This is a genomic window from Treponema denticola (genome assembly GCF_024181405.1).
In the GTDB taxonomy this organism is placed as follows: domain Bacteria; phylum Spirochaetota; class Spirochaetia; order Treponematales; family Treponemataceae; genus Treponema_B; species Treponema_B denticola_D.
The window spans coordinates 430,927-450,695 of sequence record NZ_CP051302.1; the positions used below are offsets into that span (position 1 = coordinate 430,927).

Genomic DNA, 19,769 nt, shown 5'->3' on the forward strand with positions numbered 1-19,769 from the left:
ACGGAATAATGAAAAAAGCTTTGCAGGGTTTAATCTTTTTTGTATTTCTCTTTTCGGTAAATATTTTACAGGCTGATGAAAAAACCGGAAAGAAAATAAAGGTTACTATTAACTCTGCAGAACTTACCGAGTATGTAAAGGTTCCGTCTGCTCCTATAACCGAGCTTCCAAACGCAGATTCTAAAGACGATATAGATAAGGCTGAAAATTCCGAACTTGGAAATAAACCCGAAACAGATTCTTCAAAAGAAAAGAATATAAAAAAAGATGAATTGATTATTTTTACAGGCTTTGTTTCAATTTCCGTTTCGGATGAAACTTCCGTTTCGACAATTACTGCCGATAAAATAATTCATAACAAGACCCGTGAAACCTTGACTGCAATCGGAAATGTTGTTTATACCCGAAAGATCGGATCCGATGAAGGTGAGAGTTTTAGAGGGGATGCTCTTATTTTTAATATTCAAAAACTGGAAGGAGTCTTTGTTGACGGAATTATATCGCAGGCTCCTGCAAAAAAAAATCAAGACCCTTTTAGAATTCATACCGGCCTTGCCGGAAGAAATGAAAGCGGTGCCATAACTTTTAAGGATGCCCTGCTTACGACAAGTAAAGAAGAATACCCCTTGTGGTCTATTCGGGCAAGCCGCCTTTGGATTTTACCCGGAAACGAAATGGCTTTTTTTAACGGTTTTTTATCTGTCGGAGTTGTACCCATCATGTACTTTCCTTTTTTTTATTATCCGGCTGATGAGATGCTTTTTCATCCTGTCTTCGGTTTTAAAAATAGGGAAGGTGCCTTTGTGCAAACTACAACCTATATTCTGGGGCGTAAGCCTGCACCTAAAAGCGATGAGGCGACTTCGTTTTCCAATTTTATGCAAAGCGACACGGTAAAAAAACAAAAACTGGAAGGTTTGTTTTTTAAAAAATTGGATGAGCCGGCTTCCGATACCGGAGGTTCGTATTTAAAACTGATAGCGGATGCTTATTCGGGGCTCGGGTATCTGACCGGCATTGAAGGAAAATTTACTCCCAAAAAAGGATATGTAAAACAAATTGATTTTCATGGATTTTTAGGTTTTTCTTATACCCTGTATCCGAGAACCGGCCTTCTGTTTAGCCAATATGGAGATCCCGGTAAAGAAAAAGCTATAAATAAGGCAAACCTTTTCGGTGCAATCGTACCCTTCAGATATAATTTCAGCTTTAATATGAGTATGACAAAAAGCCCGTTCAATGTTTCGGTTTTATTTCCGTTTATTTCGGATCCTTTTTTTAAAAAAGATTTTATGGGCAGAAGCGAAGATATGAACTGGTTTAAATATTTTTTAAACAAGGAAAAGTTGGCAGCTGCCGAAGACACTGTATTGGAAAATTTTTATTCATGGAAGGTAGACGGTTCGATTAATCCGAGTTTTTCCGTATTAAAACCTTGGATAAGTTATATGTCTCTTGAGACTTTTTCAGGGAAGCTTAATTTTGAATCAAAGAAAAATGAAAGCCTTAGCGGAAACGATGCTTTATATGCTCCGGACAGATTATTTTATTACCCTAAAAATATTTTACCGGAATTAAGAGCCGGCCTTGGCGGTACTATTTTTTCAACGTCTATGCTGTCTCAAAAAAAAGAAAGAAAACAAACACAAAACATAACAGGTATTAAAAATCCTTTTGAAGAAGAGTCAGGCAAGGATAAAAACGATAAAGCAACGAATGAAGCTCCTGCTTTTTCCGTTGACCTGTTTCCTGAATATAAAATTGACGGTGTAAAAAGCAATCGTTTTTCGAATTTAATAAACTATGATTTAACCTATAAACTAAACGGCTTTGCATCTCAAGATATAGTTTTTAATCATGAAGATTGGAAAAAGCCTTTTGACATTAACTGGTCCGATTTTTATTCATCCTATTATAAATTAAGCGGACAGGCTAAAATTGACAGCCGTCTTTCGTATAATCAAGGTTTTTTAAATCTATCAAATTCAATTGAATTAAACGGCAATAATCAAAAACATATATGGCATAAGGACAATACGGAGCTTGATAGGCTTCAGTTAAATAATTATAAATTAAATGTTTATAGCATAAATAATTCGAACAGTTTAAAATTTAGCCCGTTTATTTCCAACGATTTATTTAAACCAACCTTTGTTGAATGGTCTATTTCGGAAACCCTTCTTCAAAATAAATTTATCGGAACAGTTGACAATCCTGAATGGAAAACTGTTCCTGTAAAATGGGACAAGGAATATATTAAAACTCATGTTGCATCTGCTGGTTTTGGAATCAATTTAAAAAATTATATCCAATTGATTACCTCCTCCATGAATTTAAATCCTCTTTTGGAAGCCTATTCCTTTGCCGGGAGCTTTGCTTTTCCTTACGGCAAACTTAATATTTCTACAAGACTATTTGAAAAAGAAAATAATGCAAAAAAATGGTTTTGGGATCCGTTCAATATCGGTTTAAGTTTTTCGTTGCCTTATAATATTTCGTTAAGTCAATCCTATGTTTATAATATTGAAGAAAAACGAAGTGAGAGATATGCCGCTTCTTTTTCATGGAAATATATGTCGGCAGTTTATGCAATGAATTATGAGAATCCTTATAAATTAATTTTGGGTACGGGGTGGACAGCTTTACCTTATAAAAAATTTATTCCGAGATCGTTGGATATAAATTTTTCCAACTCATCACAACCTATTGAAATTTATGCTTGGAAAAACAGAATTAAATTGGAATTTTCATTTAATTCGTCTCTTAATTTTAATTTGATAAGAGTAACGGATTCTTCATTTTCATTTTCTCCTAAACTCGTTTTTAAAATACACGAATTTTTGGATATAAGTTTTAGTGCTGTTTCCCGCAATGATGTTATTGCAAGATATTTTCAAGACTCGCTTAATCTTCCGATTGTTATCCCCGGTGAAAAAAATATTTTTAAGGACCTGATTTCTTCTTTCTATTTTTGGGATGAAAATGCAAGATTGCAGTCAGGATTTAAATTAAAATCTCTTAGCCTTGATTTGACCCACTATTTAAAAGATTGGCTAATGAAATTTTCATATTCCGTAAAACCTGTGTTGCGTACGGGTGCGTCAAGAAAATATTATGAACTTGTGCCTACCGTAACATTTTTTGTTCAGTGGAATCCGATAGGAGATATAAAGGTTCAGACAAAAAAAGAAGACAATGTTTTTTCGGTAACAAGCGGCGAAATAAAGTAAATGGCTTAAATCCGATACCTGATTTTAAGCCCTTGATTTTCTTTTTTTTATGGTATATACTCACAGCATTATGGAATTTACAAATGAATTTATCGAAGGCCTCAGTGTAAACGAGGCCGATATTATGAAGAAGATTGCAGAAGAACTTAACATAAAAGTTGCTCAAGTCTCTGCAGTTATAAGTTTGGTCAATGAGGGATGCACCATCCCCTTTATTTCCCGTTATCGAAAAGAAATGCACGGCTCTCTTGATGAAGTTCAAGTCAGAGATTCGGACCGCCTGTTTAAATCTTATACAAATTTGGAAACCCGCCGCCTCGAAATTGTGCGGGGTATTTTTGCTGCCGGAAAATTAACTGATTCTCTTTATGAAAATATAATGAAGGCCGGAACTCTTACCGAGCTTGAAGACATTTGGCTTCCCTTTAAAAAGAAAAAGAAGACCCGTGGTATGCTTGCTGTTGAAAGAGGCCTGCAGGCTTTAGCCGATTTGATGAAAGAGCTTGAAGCCGCTCCCCTTGAAGAAAAGGCTAAAGAATTTATTGTAACCGATGCCGAAACTGAAGAGCTAAATGTTCCCACAGTCGAGGATGCCCTCCAAGGTGCGGCCGATATAATTGCCGAAGAAATTTCTCAAGATACCGAAAACCGCAAAGCCGTTCATGATTATTTTATAAAAACCGGAAAGTTTGAGGTCAAGGGACTCGGCGATGAGGAGGCTGCAAAGACTTCAGTTTATCAGATGTACTGGGACTATTCCGAAAACTTAAACGAAATAAAACCCCACCGCGTGCTTGCGATTAACCGAGGAGAAAGGGAAGGGGTTTTGGAAGTAAAAATAGATGTAAGCATCGAAGATGCAATTTCTCTTTTGCAAAATAAGTATACACTAAATAACGACTACCATAAGGAAGCTATAGCCGACGGACTTGTTCGTTTGCTTGCTCCTGCCGTTTTACGCGAAATCAGAAGCGACCTTGCCGACACGGCTGACGAGCACGGTATAAATATTTTCAGCGAAAACTTAAAGCATCTTTTGATGACCCGGCCCATCAAGGGTACAAGGGTTTTAGGAGTTGACCCCGGTATAAGAACGGGAACTAAATGTGCCGCTCTCGATGAAACAGGAAAATACCTAGGCTCTTTTGTGATTTATCAGCATAAGGCCGAAGAAGCAAAATTCTTGGTATTGGAAGCCGTAAAAAAATACAATGTTCAGCTGATCGCTGTCGGGAACGGTACGGGCTCCCACGAGGTTCAGGAAATAGTTTCCGCCGTTATAAAAGAATCTTGTCCCGATGTATTGTTTACGGTAGTCGATGAAGACGGAGCTTCAGTTTATTCTGCAGGCGATGTCGCTCGCGAAGAATTCCCCGATTTGGATTTAACGATAAGAGGGGCGATTTCTATCGGAAGAAGATTGCAGGACCCTCTTGCAGAGCTTGTAAAGATTGATCCAAAATCCATAGGTGTCGGTTTATACCAGCACGACTTAAACCAAAAAAAATTAAGCGAAGAGCTTGATGCTGTTGTAGGTTCCGTAGTAAATAATGTAGGCGTAAACTTAAACACTGCAAGTGCCTCTTTGTTAAAATACGTTTCGGGTGTAAGCTCCTCTCTTGCAAAAAAAATTGTAGCCCGCCGTGAAGCCGAAGGGATTTTTACCGACAGGGAGCAATTAAAAAAAGTGAGCGGAATGGGGCCTAAGTCCTTTGAGCAGTGTGCCGGCTTTTTAAAAATCCCCGAAAGCTCGAACCCCTTGGACAATTCTTGGGTTCATCCCGAAAACTATGAAACCGGAAAAATCATTTACGATGTAATTCATAAAAATGAAGAAGTCTCAGGCGAACTCCGAAGCGAAATAAAAACCAAGTACAATATCGGAGATCAAACCATAAACGATATTATCGAAGAATTAAAAAAGCCTAACCGTGATCCGCGCGAAGATTGTCCTAAGCCCATCATGCAGCAAGGTGTTCTTCAATTTGAAGACCTAAAAGTCGGAATGACCGTAAAGGGAAAAATCAAAAATGTAGTAGACTTCGGAGCCTTTGTCGATTTGGGAATTAAAGAAACGGCTCTTTTACATATCTCGGAGATGAGCGATTCTTTTATCTCGGATCCGCTTGAGGCCGTAAAGGTAGGCGACATTGTAGAGTGTAAAATCATTTCACTTGACGAAGACCGCCGCCGAATTTCTTTAAGCCGAAAAACGGGAGAAGGCGGTGCCGATGGCAAAGCCCGGGGTGCATCCCGTCTTACCGCAAAGCAAAAGGCTGAGGTAAAAAAACTTGTAGTCAAAACCAAGGACGGCAAAACGCTTACGGTTAAAACCGCTGCAGGATCTCCGACGGTACAGGGAGGCAAGGAGCTTTCCGAAAGAGGAGAAAGAAGCCCCGCTGCAAGAGGAGAAAGATCTCCTGCACATCGAGGCGATAGAAAGGTGGGTGAACCCCGCTCCCGCAAAGATGATGACGGTACAAAGTACAATCCCTTTGCAATATTATTGCAGGGCAAAAAGTAAATCAAAAAGCCGCCAAGCGCAATTTGCTTAGGCGGTTTTTTGATTTAACCTCAAAGGCTTCAAAGAAAGATTAAAACGGTTTACTTTTTATTTGCAAAATAGAATTTTGCCCATTCTTTATCCGAAATTAAGATATGATTAAAAAGCCAATCCCTTAAAAAACGCACAAAGGTGTTTGCAACGAATTGTTTTCCGTTTTGATAATCTCTTACGGAATGCAGTATCTCCCGTACAAAATCTTCATGATGTTGTTTATGTTCCTGTATGTTAGGATAATTAATTTCGGCCATCAGTTTTTCTTCATCCTTAAAATGAATCATTACGTAATCGACAAGGTCCTTCATCACATTGCGGAACGTTTCGTCTAAAGCTCCTTTTTCGCCTAAACACGCACGGTATAAATTATTTATAAGCTCAACTAAATGCCTATGCTGTTTATCTACATGCTCTACTCCTAAATCATAACTTGCATCCCATGAAACAAAATCATCCATAAAAAACCACCTCAAGAAAAATTATCGTCATTATATCTTTATAAGTAAAATTTAAATTACTTTATTGTACGGCTTGCCCTTAAGTTTAACCATTTTTCAAAGGCCTTTATTGTGTTGACTCGGTCCTGCCTGCCTAAATCTCTTGAAGATCCGAGTAAGAGGCTTGCAAAAATGTCGTTTCCTCTTATGTCTCCGAAGCCGGTTAAACTTTCCTCTGATTGAATAAAAAAACAAATAGGAAAAAGGGCGATGTTTTCCGAAAACTTTAAATCTTTTTCGTTTAAAACAGTGTATGTACCTTCCTTTAAGCCATGAGGAAGAGGAGAGCCTTCGGAAATTATAAAAAAAGCACCCGAAAAGGCATTCGGATTTTTGTTATAGTAGTCTAAAAGGTCTTGAACTTGATCTCCTTCTCCTATTAAAAAGAGTTCCGTATCCCAAAAAAATCGAATAAGAGAGGATAGACTTGTACCTAAGTTTTCATTATCGGCGTTTTTTGATGCCTCTGCTGTCTTTGTATTAAACACGGAATCAAAAACGGAAAAAAAGATTTCGGAATTTTTCAGCTTGTATTTATATCCCGTCTTTTTAGGAAGGGATAGGCTTGCAATCTTATACCCTTCATTTAAAAGATAGCGGTCGAAGGTTCCGGCATCTTCATTTGGAAATGGCGGAACTATTATAATTGCTTCTCTTTCGTTCCGGCAAGTTTCCGGTTTATAGTAAACTCCGGCCGTTTTTTCTTTTTCATCGGCAATAAAAGAAACCCTCTCTTTTTCGGCAAGAGATGTAAAAACGGGATATTCTCTTTCAGGCGAAAAATAAAAAGCTGCAAAAAAAGCTCCGCTCAGCAGGATAAGGACGAAAATTCTTAACAAAATCGAAGGAATTGTGTAAAAATTATTAGGAACTTGCCTTAAAAACATTACAAATCTTGAAAATTCTGTTATAATACAGATTATTACTATCAGTGCTGTGGGGATTAGCGAAAAGATTAGACCTTGGCCGATGATTGAAAGAATTAAGACGATTAAAGAGGCAAGGGGTAAAAGCGGAATTGCGTCAGCTGTTTTAAGAGCTTTTGAGAACGGACGAATTAAGGGTAAAATCAACAAAATTAAAACAAGTATTTCGCTGACAAAAAAATCAGACATAGAATCCTCACAAGTACGATTTTAAGGAGCTTACATGACAGACGGTGCTGCAGAAAAATTAAACCTTGATGAACTGGAATTTTCTTTTCCCGAATCCAAGATTCGGGAATTAAAAAATAACGGAGCCGATTCAACCATAGTAGGTCAAGACCGTGCTCTTAAGGCTATTGAACTGGGCCTCGGTATCGAGGGTGAAGGCTATAACATTTTTGTTATGGGTGCACCCGGAACAGGCCGAAGAACCGTTATATCATCTCTCTTGCAGAATTATAAACCAAATTTTGCAAAACTTCAAGATATAGCCTATGCTTACAACTTTAGCCGCCCGATTGAACCCATAGCCCTTTTTTTCCCTGCCGGTGAAGGAAGGCTTTTCCGCAAAAAGATAAAAAAAGCCGTAGGGCATATTCATACACAGACTCTGGCCCTTTTAAAGTCGGAGGGCTTTTTAGCCGAGCAGAAAAAAATTGTTACTAAAACCGACAATGAAGAAAATCTTCTTTTGATGGAATTTGAATCCAAGATGCTTCATGCCGGTTTTAAGGTATTGCAGATAAAGGATGAAAACAACCAATCATTGGATTTAATTCCTATCATAAAGGGAAAGGAAATATCCTTTAGCGAGCTTCAATCCAAGGCTGCCCGGAAAAAATTCAGTGAACAAGAACTCGCAGCCTTACGAGAAAAATACTATGCATCTCTCGATGAAATGTCCGAGCTTTTTTCTATTTTGCGGGATAAAAGAATTGAAATGGATGAAAAACTGATAAAGCATCAAAAAGATTCCGTTATGCCGATAATTAAAGAAGCCCTCGATCCTTTAAGAAAGCTGGTAGATTCCTATACAGCAAAATCCGATAACCCGAAACAAATTGAAGATAATAAAACGATTCTTTTATTCTTAAAAAAGGCCGAAGAAGATCTAATCAGCAGAATGAATATCTATAGTTCAGAATTTAAATCTTCGAGAATAAAGAAAAATTTTTTCGGGCGCTATCTTATCAATCTTATTTGCGAAAACAATAAGGATAAAAATTATGTAATAAATGAAAACCTGCCGAGTTTTACAAATTTGTTCGGCACGATCGAATCTCATTCCGATTCGGATGCTCCCGAAATTAACGGACACCTACGCATAAGAGAGGGGGCAGTCCACAGAGCCTTCGGCGGGTATCTTATAGTGCGTTTACACGATTTACTTGAAGAGGACGATTCGTGGTCTTATTTAAAAAGAGTTTTGCAGTCGGGAAAAATCGAAGTGCAGATACCTCCTTCCGGGAACCATAGTCCTAGTGTTTTTAAGCCCGAAGCTCTTCCTGCAAATTTTAAGATAATCATAATCGGAGGAGAATACACCTACGATATTCTTTATCAGGAAGATCCGGACTTTTATAAACTCTTTAAAGTTTGTGCGGAATTCGATTCGGTTATGCAAAAAAACGATAAAAATATAGCTTCCCTGATTCATTTGACCGAGTATCTTTGTAAAGAAAAAAAAGCTCTTAACTTCGATGATTCGGGATACAGCCGCTTAATTTCCTATGCTTCGGAGCTTGCCGGTTCCCGCCATCTGCTTACGGCTCAATTTACTAAAATTTCCGACCTTATCATCGAAGCCGATTTTAATGCAAAACAGCAAAAAAAGGATACCATTTGTGCAGCCGTATTAAACGGCACAATCGAAAAAAGACGTTATCTTCATTCGCTGCCTGAAGAAAAATTTGCCGAGATGGTTCATTTGGGAGAAATACTGATAGATGTATCGGGCAGAAAACTTGCAAAAATAAACGGCCTCGCTGTAGAGGAACGGGGTTATCATTCCTTCGGTGTACCGGTTTCTGTTACGGCCCAAGCTTCGCCAGGTACAGGCGGAATTATAAATATAGAAAGAGAAGCCGGCCTTTCGGGCGAAATCTACGATAAGGCACACCTTATAATAACCTCTCTTTTACGGGAAAAATTTTCGAAGGATATTCCTCTTTCAATTTCTGCAAGTATTTGTTTTGAGCAGTCCTACAGCTACATTGACGGAGACTCCGCTTCCTGTGCCGAATTCTTGGCCCTTATTTCTGCAATAGGCGGTTTTGAAATGAGGCAGGATATAGCCGTTACGGGAAGTTTAAACCAGCACGGTATGGTGCAGCCTGTCGGCGGCATAACCGAAAAGATAGAAGGCTTTTTTAATACGTGTAAAATACTGGGCTTTACCGGAACTCAGGGCGTTATGATTCCGGTCAGCAATAAAAACAATTTGTTTTTATCTAAGGAGGTTAAGAAAGCCGTAAATGAAGGTAAGTTTAATATTTGGACAATCAAGACTATAGGTGAGGGTATAAAACTTTTATCGGGTCTTCAAGAAGAAGTTTACACATGGATGATTTCTCAAAGACTTGAAGAGTTTTACAAAAAGGTTAACGAGATTTCTTTGAGGAAAGATTAAGATGGCACAAACTTATTCCGTTTATGAAATTACTTTACAGATAAAAGAGCTTTTGGAATCAGGCTTCGGATATGTCTCGATTGAAGGAGAAATTTCCAACTTCCGTCCTTCGGCCGCGGGACATCTTTATTTTACTTTAAAAGATGAAAAGGCCTCGATTCAAGCTGTAATGTTTAAGGGAAAGACCCGCTCTTTAAGCTTTGTGCCCAAGGACGGGATGACCGTAAAAGCTGAAGGGGCAATTTCGGTATATGAGCAGCGCGGTTCCTATCAGATTATAATAGAAGAGATGAGCCTTGCAGGCGAGGGAAATATCTTAAAAATGCTGGAAGAACGCAAGAAAAAACTTGCCGCAGAGGGGCTTTTTGATTCTGAAAGAAAGAAACCTTTGCCTTATTTTCCGAAACGAATTGCCGTAATTACAAGTCCCACGGGAGCTGCCGTTCGGGATATTATAAATGTAGTAAAAAGACGGAACGAAAAAATAGGCATAGTTGTTCTTCCTGCAATCGTTCAGGGGGAAGAGGCTGCACCTGTCTTAATCAGACAGTTAAAAATTGCCGACGAAAAAAACTTAGGCGACCTTATCATAATAGGAAGGGGAGGCGGCTCTTTGGAAGACCTCCTTCCATTTTCGGATGAAGATCTTGTCAGGGCAATAGCTGCCTGCAAAACTCCTGTGATTTCGGCTGTAGGCCACGAAATAGATTGGGCTCTCTCCGATTTTGCAGCCGACATGAGGGCTCCCACCCCATCCGCCGCTGCAGAGCTGGCCGCTCCAATCTTAAACGATATTATGTACTCCATAGCCGTAAATCGGGAAGACCTTACACAAAATATTGAAAACCGCATCGAAAAAATAAGGCTCATGTTAAATAATTTTAAGCCCGATTCCTTGGAACTGCGCTTTAGAAACATTCAGCAGCCCCTTCTTGCAAGATTCGACAATGCAAAGGAAGAAATCCTATCCGGTATGCAGGAGCGATGTAAGGATCTTAGGCAAAGACTTTTAGTTTTAAACAAGATTTTGGAAGGGGCAAACCCTCAGGGTATTTTGGATAGGGGATACTCCATTGTCCGCAATGCCCAAACAGGTAAAACTATCCGCTCCTTTTCCCAAGTTAAAGAAGGAGAGACTCTGTTAATTCAGCCTTCAAAGGGAACTATAGAGGCTGAGGTAAAAAGGGCAAGCGGTTAAAATCGGATTTTGCTCTATAGCAAGCAGCCCCTTATTCCGATACAATAAGAAGGACTGTTTTACAGATCCTATTTTTTACTTTATGGGAGGTTCTTATGAAAAGAACTGTAGGTCTTGTTGTGCTTCAGATTGCTTTGGCTTTCTTTTTGATTGTTGCAGGTGTTTTAGGTTTAATCCGCTCAACTGCAGGAGAATTAGGCCAGACTATTGCTCTTTTGGATGCCGTCTTTAGAAGCCAGACAATAACAACGATTATTATAATCACATTGGCTGTAGCCGAACTTATTGCCGGCGTATTTTTGATTGTAGAGTTTTTTTCCAGAGAGATTCGTTTAACCAATGTAATTTTGCTTGTTTTTATGATCTTATGGATTGTAAATATTGTCTTAATCGATATTATCGGCCCTATCAACGGCAATATCTTTACAAGCACAATGTCCGTGTTAAATTATCTTTCTCAGCTTTCAAGACACTTGATGATTTTGGGTGCAATAATAGCCGTAAAATATAAGAGCCGGGTTTAATCTACAAAAACAGTGCTGAACCACGGAATGTACGTAATTAAAAGCAATATAACAAATTGAACTGCCAGATAGGGCAATATGCTCTTTACTATTTTTATTACTGGCTTTTTAAATGTATAACTTGCTATAAAAAGGTTCATTCCGATAGGCGGTGTCAAAAAGCCGAGAGCCAGGTTAGTTAAAAATATTACTCCGGTATGTACCGGATGTATACCGAAGCTTTCGGCAACAGGAATTATAAGGGGCGATACTACCAGGATAGCCGAATATAAATCCATGATACAGCCTACTATCAACAGCACAATGTTTAACAGCAGTAAAAATAAAACCTTTGAGCCTACAAAGGTGATTGCAAGGTCCGAAAGCATTTGGGGAATTCCTGCATAAACTAAAAAGAGGGCAAGCCCCTTTGCGGCTCCTATTATTACGAGCACCCCTCCTGCGACCGGTATACTTTGCAAAATAACATCGATAGCTTTTTTTATGCTCAAGTCCTTTCTTATTAAAACTTCCAGCACAAACGAATATAAAACCGTAAAGGCTGCGGTTTCAAAAAGGGTAAAATAGCCTCCAAAATATACAATCACTATTAACATGGGAAGAAGAAGCTCTAAAAGACCTGCTTTAAAACTTTGAGCAAGAGCCTCCCTTGAAAACCTGATTCTTTTTGATTTTTTATCCTTTATGATTCCTATGGTCATCATCGACAAGGCCAATAGAACTCCCGGAAGGACAGACCCCTTAAAAAGGTCAAATATGTTTACGGTCATAAAGTTAGTTGCTCCATAGACTATAACAGCCAAACTTGGAGGCAATAAGAGACCTATGGAACCTGATGCCGTTATAAGGGCTTCCGAATCATCTTCCGAATAGCCCGAGCCTGTCAAAATTACGCTTAAAATCCCTCCCAAGGCTAATATGGTTACTCCAGATGCTCCCGTGAAGGTTGTAAAAAAAGTTGCAACCAATACTGCTGAAATTACAACCCCGCCTCTTATACAGCCGACAGAGCTTTTGACAAAATCCAAGAGCCTTTTTCCGGCACTTCCTACTGCCAAAAGATAGCCTGCAATCGTAAACAGCGGGATTGCAGCTATGGAGGTATCCGTTAAGATATTATAGGTTTCCATGGGGATGCTCTCTACATAGCCTCCGGTGGTCATAAAGGCAAAATATGCCAGACCTGAGAGTACAATATAAAGCGGCATACCGAAAAGGCTGAATACGGTAAAAATTAATACAATCAGCCAAATAGCATTTTCAGAAAAAATTTGCACGGAAGCGGAAATACCGCTTAAAAGAACTGCAAGACCCGAATCGTTTATTTCAGGGTACCATGAACCGAATACCAAATTTAAGAGTCCCAAAATAGAGCCCGTACTTATTAGAAGTCCTATTAAAATACCTGCTATGCTTGAAACTATGCACTTGTTTCTCTTTATTTCCAATGCAAGCATTATCAGGTACATCGGAGGGAGTGCTGAGAAGAAAATTTTTATCGGAATATACAAAACATGATCTTCTGAAGAGAGCATATTGTAGTTTGGAAATACGGAGAAAAATACCGCTGTAAGGACTGCTATATCTACACAGGATAAAGTACCATGTATAATTGATTGATACTTTTTATTCAATTTGGAAGTAAAAACTTCTATATTCAGTTGTTTTTTTTCTATTGTTGTGATAAGACCTGCAAGACAGGCAAAAACAAAGGCCAGCTGAACAATCAACCGCTCATACTCTAAACTATTTCCACCTAAACTTGCAAGTATATGGCTTACAAAAGGCAGTACAATAAGTACTGCCGCAAGAGCTAAAATAAAACCATTAACCAACTTTTTCATTTCAATATAATATACTTATTTTCGGTATGCTTCAAGTTGTTTTGTTATTTTTTCGTATATTTCCGCATTGATGATATTAGGAAGTGTTTTTTGAACTCTTTTCATATCTTCCTGGAATTCTTTTGTCCATTCCTTTTTTTGTTGAGAGTTAAGGCTTATTATTTTTATACCGCCTTGCTTCATTTCTTTCACATATTCCCTTTCCATATCCTCAAGGGCTGCATTTAGATTTTTTGTTGTTTTATTCATTGCTTCCAGCATTGCAGGTTTATACTGATCAGGGATAAGTGCCCAAGATTCATCCGACATAACAAAGCCTGCCATTATAGGGCATATACGGGCATCAAGCATGTAGGATACGTCCTTGTACAGCCTTAGCGTATAAGCAAGAATAGAAACCGATGCGAAGCTCCTTGCTCCTGCCGAAGCCTTTAATTCTTGAGTGAATTTTGCAGGGTCTACGGGTAGTACATTAAAACCTGAAATTTTTAGCACATCGGTAAAGTCCTTTGTGTCGTTTGAGCATAGCATTTTTATCTTTTTTAATTCGTTAAGGGTTGAATATGAATCCTTTGTATAAAATGAAAGCCATCCTACATTGGACCATGTTATAAGCTTGCATCCGTTTTTTTGTATTTCGTTTTCAAAGGCATATCCGTATTCGCTTAAAACCAGATCAAGTTCTTCTTGATTCTGTATTAAGAAGGGGAGGGAAAGGGTGAAAATTTTAGCATTAGGTGCAAGTTCATTTAAGCCTACCGGACTTAATATGGCTCCGTCTATTTGCGGCCTTTGTCCGGGACGTGAAGGCTTCATCTTTACAACCCCTGCTTTTTCTCCTCCGAGCACAGTCATATCCATAAACCTGACGCTTACAAGACCCTTTGTTATCTTGTTCCACTCTTGGGCCAGCTTTTTTAATTCAATATCCCAAGGAGTCCTAGCCGGGGCACTGCTTGCAATCTTTAAAACAATCTTCTGTTGAGCAAAGATGCCTGAAACCATTACAAGTACAAAAAAAGCAAACAATAATTTTTTCTTCATTCTATATCTCCCAATATAAACATGTCTTTATTTTCTTTTAGCCATTCCGCATATCTTTGTGAAATGCTGATGACCAGCTTATTATCCGGATCAGATTCGGGATTGACTGCCAAAGCTTTTTCTATTGCTTCATCAAATCCCTTACTGTCCTGCTTAGGTACACAAAAAGAGAGGGCATAGGTTACATATATTGAAGGACTTTTTCCTTGAGAGAGCTCAAGAGTTTTTTTATAGGCCTTTTCGGCCTTTTCAATATTACCGCCCAGGCTGTCTGGTGCGGATGCATAGAATTTTGTTAAAATTTCCCATGTTGCCCCGTCAGAATAGCCGGGATCAAGGCTGCAAACCTTTTCGAGCATAAGCCTTGCTCCTTGAACTGTTTGTAAACATTGAACATCCAAGGGATCAAGGGAAAATGCAGCTAAAATACCTGCGCCTGCCCAATGCAGAGCTTCCGTGTCATAGGGCTTGCATTTTTTAAGCATTGTTTCTATTTTTTCCTCATTATCGGAGTTTATAGCTTCGGTAAATCCCGGATAGGCCGTGTCCAAGGCTGAAAGAATTTTGTTATAACCTCTTTTATAAAACTTTTTAGCTCTATTAAAAGCCTTGTCTTTTTTATCGTACTCGTTATCTGAAAGATAATTGGCAGGACCTTCTACAAATACATTCGAATACATTATATAAAGTTCGCCTGTCATTATGGCAAGCCCCCTATGTGCAGGGTCTGCAATATGCATTCCCTCATAGAGCTTTAAAATAACGGGAAAAACCTCTCCGACTAGTTCTACATCATCTTCTCCGGTTAAAGCCGTAATGGGATTCGGGGCATCTGGATCCGGTTTTATTTTTTTTTCGGGAAGAGGAGCCATTGCATTGGCTGCCGAATTATAGGCCATTTTTTTTATCGAACAAGAAGAAAAAATCAGGCCGATAATAATGACGAGGGTAAAGATAATCTTATTTTTCATTTTTCCAGTCCTCTATAAATTTTTCGTAGGCTGCAATTGAAGCGGAAAGAGCTATTTCATGTACCTTGCTGCGGCCGCCAATATTGTTTCCTTCCAATATATATAGAGCATCTAAGGTGCCTTGCAGGTCTTCGATGGAGCAATCTTTGGAATTTTCCCTTCTTCTGGTCAAAACCCTTATTTCGTCATCAAAGAGTTCGTTAAATTTTTTTATTTCCCAGTCTGTGGTTTCTGACATAGAGACAATATACTCGATTTTGATACTTTTTACAAGAAGTACTCTTTGCCTTTTTAGTGTACTTGACACATCTTCATTTTAAGAATAGACTAGGCCTCAACACGATAAATTTTTTAGGAGGCGGAATATGGCAAGAAAAATTAAACTTGTACTGGGCGTAATAGGCTCTGATTGTCATGCTGTCGGTAATAAAATTTTGGATTACTCTTTAACCGAAGCCGGTTTTGAAGTAACCAATATAGGCGTTTTGAGTCCCCAAGAAGACTTTATAAATGCTGCCCTTGAAACGAATGCGGATGCGATTTTAGTATCTTCTCTTTACGGTCAAGGAGAGCTGGACTGTAAAGGTTTACGCGAAAAATGCGATGAAGCAGGCTTAAAAGGTATTAAGCTTTTTGTCGGCGGAAACATAGTTGTAGGAAAACAAAATTTTGATGAGGTACATAAACGTTTTACCGCAATGGGTTTTGATCACGTTTATCCGCCGGGAACACCGGTTGAAACGACTATTAAAGATTTACATGCCGACTTTCCGGATCATGCATAGGGTTTAAGATCGAACTTTAAGATTTACTTAAAATGAACTGTTATTTATTTGTTGACTTTGGAAGCACGAACACAAAGATAACCCTTGTGGATATCGAAAAAGAAGACATAATCGGTACGGCAAAGGCCTATACGACTGTTGAAACCGATGTTATGATAGGCTATAATAATGCCCTTGAGCTTCTGCACAAAAAAACCGGAACGGATTATACGGTGGTAAAAAGCCTTGCCTGCTCCTCCGCAGCAGGGGGCTTAAAGATAATTGCCATCGGCCTTGTGCCTGAACTTACAAGCGAGGCAGCAAAACGGGCGGCCCTAGGTGCCGGAGCCAAGGTAATTCACACTTACAGCCACAATCTCAACAAGAGTGAAGCTGAAGCGATCGTAAACTCAAATGCGGATATAATCCTATTGGCCGGAGGTACAAACGGCGGCGATTCGCGCTGTATAATCCACAATGCAAAGATGCTTGCCGATTACGGAGTACGGGTTCCTGTCGTTGTTGCAGGAAACAAGAGCGCCGAAGACGAAATAATCGAAATCTTCAAAGATAAGGTAGATTTTCATCTGGCCGAGAACGTAATGCCGAAGATAAACAAGCTCAATGTTGAAAGTGCCCGCGAAACAATCCGCAGCATCTTTATGAATAATATTGTGCATGCAAAGGGTATGACCCATGTAGAAAACAATATAGATAATATCCTGATGCCGACTCCTGCTGCCGTCCTAAAGGCAGCCCAAACCCTGTCTGAGGGTACTGACAATGAAGCCGGTTTAGGAGATCTCGTTATCTTGGACATAGGCGGGGCTACAACCGACGTTCATTCTGCTGCTGAAGGAGATCCGACTCAAGGCTCTGTCTTTTTGTACGGTCTCCCTGAAGCTTTTTTAAAGCGCACAGTGGAAGGCGACCTCGGTATGCGCTACTCCCTTCCGACAGTTGCTGATGTTCAAGGTCCCCATGGGCTTCGCCATTATCTTTCAAAAGAGTATAAGTACAATATTGAAGAAGAAGTTAAAAAAAGAAATGAGCACACCGATTTTATTTCTGAAAACGCAAAAGACCTTGCCTTTGATTGTGCCGTTGCCAAGGTTTGTGCCGATGTTTCTATGGGCCGTCACGTAGGGGTTTTGACACCTGTCTATACGGGCTGCGGTGCCAGCTTTCAGCAAGAAGGAAAGGATTTAACCCGGCTGAGTTATATAATAGGGACGGGCGGAATTTTGGTTTATAATCCCAATTATAAGGAAATTATGGAGGCCTGCAAATTCCGCGAGGATGATCCTTTTAGCTTAAAACCTAAAAATCCCCAGTTCCTTCTTGATAAGGAGTATATACTATCGGCTATGGGACTTTTGGCCACCGAAGATCCCGATATGGCTATAAGGATAATGAAAAAACATCTGGTATAAACCAATATTTTATCATCTTTTCAATTTTGTATTGACTTTTTATGCATTTTAGTGTAGTATGAACCCTTAAATGTATGGTAAGGCCGCATAATGGTGCGGCAGATACGCTTTTTTAATTTTAGATATTTTGTAGTGGAGGATTGAGTATGGCTGTACCAAGAGCGAATACATCAAAAGCTAGAACAAGACGCCGACGCGGTGTTAATATGCGTTTACAAGCGCCAAATCTTGTTGAGTGTTCCGGATGCGGTAATTTGATTATGCCTCATCATGTATGCCCCAAATGCGGGTTTTATAAAGGCAAGCAGGTTATTAACCCCGATAAATTAGACTAAAGGAGATAGTTTATGGATGATTTATTCAAAAAGATTCAGCAATTAATTGCAGCAAAGTTGGAAATCGATGAAGACAAGGTTACATTGGATTCTTCATTCCGACAAGATTTAGGTGCCGATAGTCTTGACACCTATGAACTTGTTTATGCTCTCGAAGAAGATATGGGTATTAAGATCCCGGACGAAAAAGCTAATGAGTTTGAAACTGTCCGCGACGCCTATGAATTTATCAAATCGCAGCAAAAATAAGTTTTGTTTTAAGGAGCAGCTCTTTGTTTCCGATAAAAAGCGGTCTTGAGCCCAAGAGGAAGCAGGAGCTCCTTGAGTTCCAAAAGCAAGCGGGATTGAAGTTTAAAGATTTACGCTTGCTTGATCTTGCTTTCCATCACAGATCTTTTTCCAACGAACATAATAATTTCCACGCAAATAATGAACGCCTCGAGTTTTTGGGGGACTCCGTACTCGGACTTGTCGCTGCTTCCTATCTTTATAAGTCTTTTGAAGACAGGCCGGAGGGAGAGCTAGCAAAGATAAAGGCTTCCGCTGTTTCCGAAGATGCTCTTTCAAAGACTGCTTCTAAACTGAATATAAGTAATTACTTGGTTTTAGGAAGGGGTGAAGAAATGTCCGGCGGAAGAGAGAAAAAGGCCATCCTTGCCGATGCCCTTGAAGCCGTTATCGGTGCCTACTATCTTGATTCGGGTTTTAAAACAGCTCAAAAATTTGTTCTAAAACTTTTGGAATCTACCATCCATTCAGTCCTGGAAAAGAAGTTTATAAGCGACTATAAATCCCTCCTTCAGGAATTGGTACAAAAGAAATTTAAAACGGTTCCCAAGTATGAGCTTAAAAAGGCTAGCGGACCCGACCATGACCGTACTTTTTGGTTCTCGGTTTCAATAAACGGTAAGGTTTATGGACCTCTTTCAGGTAAAACAAAAAAAGAAGCTGAACAGTCTGTAGCAAAAGTGGCCTATGAAAACCTGTGTTCAGAGTCTACTGTGTCAAAATAACTCTATTTAAAATGAAATTTTGGCACAATAGTGCTTTTTGTTACGATTTTACTTATATATTTCTGTGTTTAAAAATCAAAAATCTGTTTATTTTAATTATTTCGATTTTATAATTCTATATCCAATATAAAATTATAAAATTGTGTCAAAAACCGCCTCTTTTTTTATAGATTGGCATATAAATTGCTTGTATATAAGTGACAGCTTAAAGAGCCGACTCACAGAGCCGCTCATTGAGCTTGAAATAGTAACTTATAAGCAGGAGGTGCTTTATGAATAGTTTAAGTCTTTTTAGTCCGTCTTTTACGGACAGCGTATTTGATGCCCTTGATAGGAGCTTGGGTCCCAATTTTGGAGTTTTTGCTCCGATCAAGAATGCAAGCTGCGGAATGCCGAGTGTCGATATCCGCGAAACCGAAAAAGCCTATGTTATGGAAGTAGATCTTCCGGGTTACAGCGAAAAAGATGTTGAAATCAGCTTAAAAGATAGGCTTATGACAATCTCATCTTCCAAAAAAGAAGAAAAGGAAGATAAGGGAGCAGAGTACATTATAAAGGAGCGAAGTTCAAGGCATTTTATGAGGCGTTTTACCTTGCCTGAGGATATAAACTCCGATGAAGTTTCTGCAAAATTTGAAAACGGTGTTTTGGTTGTAAATATTCCGAGAAAACCTGATACCCAGCCAAAACAAATAGAAATCAAAACTGCATAAAAAACTACCTCTGTTCACCAGCTTACCTGCGTCTTGCCTTAGGGCAGGGCGCAGTTTTTTTATAATGCTTTGTGTAAAAACTGCCGAT

17 protein-coding genes are annotated in these 19,769 nt (G+C 39.1%); 11 read left to right on the top strand and 6 right to left on the bottom strand.

The annotated features are described in order from the left end of the window. Positions 1-8 precede the first annotated feature (8 nt). Together HGJ18_RS02005 and HGJ18_RS02010 are read left to right on the top strand one after the other, a co-directional pair. Entirely contained in the window at positions 9-3,230 is a 3,222-nt protein-coding gene (locus HGJ18_RS02005) for an LPS-assembly protein LptD (protein WP_253697440.1), read from the top strand. A 49-nt stretch (positions 3,231-3,279) separates the two neighbouring features. Further along, positions 3,280-5,754, top strand: coding sequence for a helix-hairpin-helix domain-containing protein (locus HGJ18_RS02010; RefSeq protein ID WP_253697442.1), 2,475 nt, complete (start codon positions 3,280-3,282; stop codon positions 5,752-5,754). 80 nt (positions 5,755-5,834) lie between these two features. Here the strand turns inward: HGJ18_RS02010 and HGJ18_RS02015 are convergent, their stop codons facing one another. Next, positions 5,835-6,248, bottom strand: coding sequence for a bacteriohemerythrin (locus HGJ18_RS02015; RefSeq protein ID WP_253697443.1), 414 nt, complete (start codon positions 6,246-6,248; stop codon positions 5,835-5,837). Positions 6,249-6,304: 56 nt separating this feature from the next. Next, on the bottom strand, positions 6,305-7,402 hold the full coding sequence (locus HGJ18_RS02020) for a hypothetical protein (protein ID WP_253697444.1): 1,098 nt from the start codon (positions 7,400-7,402) through the stop codon (positions 6,305-6,307). A 34-nt stretch (positions 7,403-7,436) separates the two neighbouring features. On the opposite strand from HGJ18_RS02020, the gene HGJ18_RS02025 reads away from it, so the two are divergent. The 3 genes from HGJ18_RS02025 (at position 7,437) to HGJ18_RS02035 (ending at position 11,564) form a co-directional block, all read left to right on the top strand. Next, complete coding sequence (locus HGJ18_RS02025; protein WP_253697445.1) at positions 7,437-9,842, top strand: Lon protease family protein; 2,406 nt, start codon at positions 7,437-7,439, stop codon at positions 9,840-9,842. 1 nt (position 9,843) lies between these two features. Beyond that, positions 9,844-11,040: an exodeoxyribonuclease VII large subunit gene (gene xseA / locus HGJ18_RS02030; protein ID WP_253697447.1), complete on the top strand. Its 1,197-nt coding sequence runs from the start codon at positions 9,844-9,846 to the stop codon at positions 11,038-11,040. Between the two features lie 95 nt (positions 11,041-11,135). Then, the gene (locus tag HGJ18_RS02035; protein WP_253697448.1) at positions 11,136-11,564 is read left to right on the top strand and encodes a hypothetical protein; all 429 of its coding nucleotides are present in this window, start codon (positions 11,136-11,138) and stop codon (positions 11,562-11,564) included. Here HGJ18_RS02035 and HGJ18_RS02040 read toward each other — a convergent pair. The 4 genes from HGJ18_RS02040 to HGJ18_RS02055 are packed head-to-tail and all read right to left on the bottom strand — an operon-like array spanning position 11,561 to position 15,661. Further along, positions 11,561-13,408 (bottom strand): TRAP transporter large permease subunit, encoded by a 1,848-nt coding sequence (locus HGJ18_RS02040; RefSeq protein WP_253697449.1) that lies wholly within the window; start codon positions 13,406-13,408, stop codon positions 11,561-11,563. The two genes, HGJ18_RS02035 and HGJ18_RS02040, sit on opposite strands and share 4 nt — an antisense overlap. A gap of 15 nt (positions 13,409-13,423) precedes the next feature. After that, positions 13,424-14,452 (bottom strand): TRAP transporter substrate-binding protein DctP, encoded by a 1,029-nt coding sequence (dctP, locus tag HGJ18_RS02045; RefSeq protein ID WP_253697450.1) that lies wholly within the window; start codon positions 14,450-14,452, stop codon positions 13,424-13,426. Next, positions 14,449-15,423 (bottom strand): TRAP transporter TatT component family protein, encoded by a 975-nt coding sequence (locus HGJ18_RS02050; RefSeq protein ID WP_253697451.1) that lies wholly within the window; start codon positions 15,421-15,423, stop codon positions 14,449-14,451. The genes dctP and HGJ18_RS02050 overlap by 4 nt, the downstream gene beginning before the upstream one ends. After that, positions 15,413-15,661, bottom strand: coding sequence for a hypothetical protein (locus HGJ18_RS02055; RefSeq protein ID WP_002671854.1), 249 nt, complete (start codon positions 15,659-15,661; stop codon positions 15,413-15,415). The genes HGJ18_RS02050 and HGJ18_RS02055 overlap by 11 nt, the downstream gene beginning before the upstream one ends. 127 nt (positions 15,662-15,788) lie before the next feature. Between HGJ18_RS02055 and glmS the strand changes: the two genes are divergently transcribed. From glmS to HGJ18_RS02085, 6 genes are all read left to right on the top strand, one after another. Next, positions 15,789-16,208, top strand: coding sequence for a methylaspartate mutase subunit S (glmS, locus tag HGJ18_RS02060; protein WP_002670492.1), 420 nt, complete (start codon positions 15,789-15,791; stop codon positions 16,206-16,208). Positions 16,209-16,240: 32 nt separating this feature from the next. Next, complete coding sequence (gene glmL / locus HGJ18_RS02065) at positions 16,241-17,620, top strand: methylaspartate mutase accessory protein GlmL (RefSeq protein WP_002677491.1); 1,380 nt, start codon at positions 16,241-16,243, stop codon at positions 17,618-17,620. Positions 17,621-17,766: 146 nt separating this feature from the next. Further along, complete coding sequence (gene rpmF / locus HGJ18_RS02070) at positions 17,767-17,955, top strand: 50S ribosomal protein L32 (protein ID WP_002670496.1); 189 nt, start codon at positions 17,767-17,769, stop codon at positions 17,953-17,955. Between the two features lie 12 nt (positions 17,956-17,967). Then, complete coding sequence (gene acpP, locus HGJ18_RS02075; protein ID WP_002670497.1) at positions 17,968-18,204, top strand: acyl carrier protein; 237 nt, start codon at positions 17,968-17,970, stop codon at positions 18,202-18,204. A gap of 23 nt (positions 18,205-18,227) precedes the next feature. Next, positions 18,228-18,968, top strand: coding sequence for a ribonuclease III (gene rnc, locus HGJ18_RS02080; protein WP_253697452.1), 741 nt, complete (start codon positions 18,228-18,230; stop codon positions 18,966-18,968). A gap of 272 nt (positions 18,969-19,240) precedes the next feature. Next, positions 19,241-19,681 (top strand): Hsp20/alpha crystallin family protein, encoded by a 441-nt coding sequence (locus HGJ18_RS02085; protein WP_002670499.1) that lies wholly within the window; start codon positions 19,241-19,243, stop codon positions 19,679-19,681. The last annotated feature ends 88 nt before the right edge of the window (positions 19,682-19,769 follow it).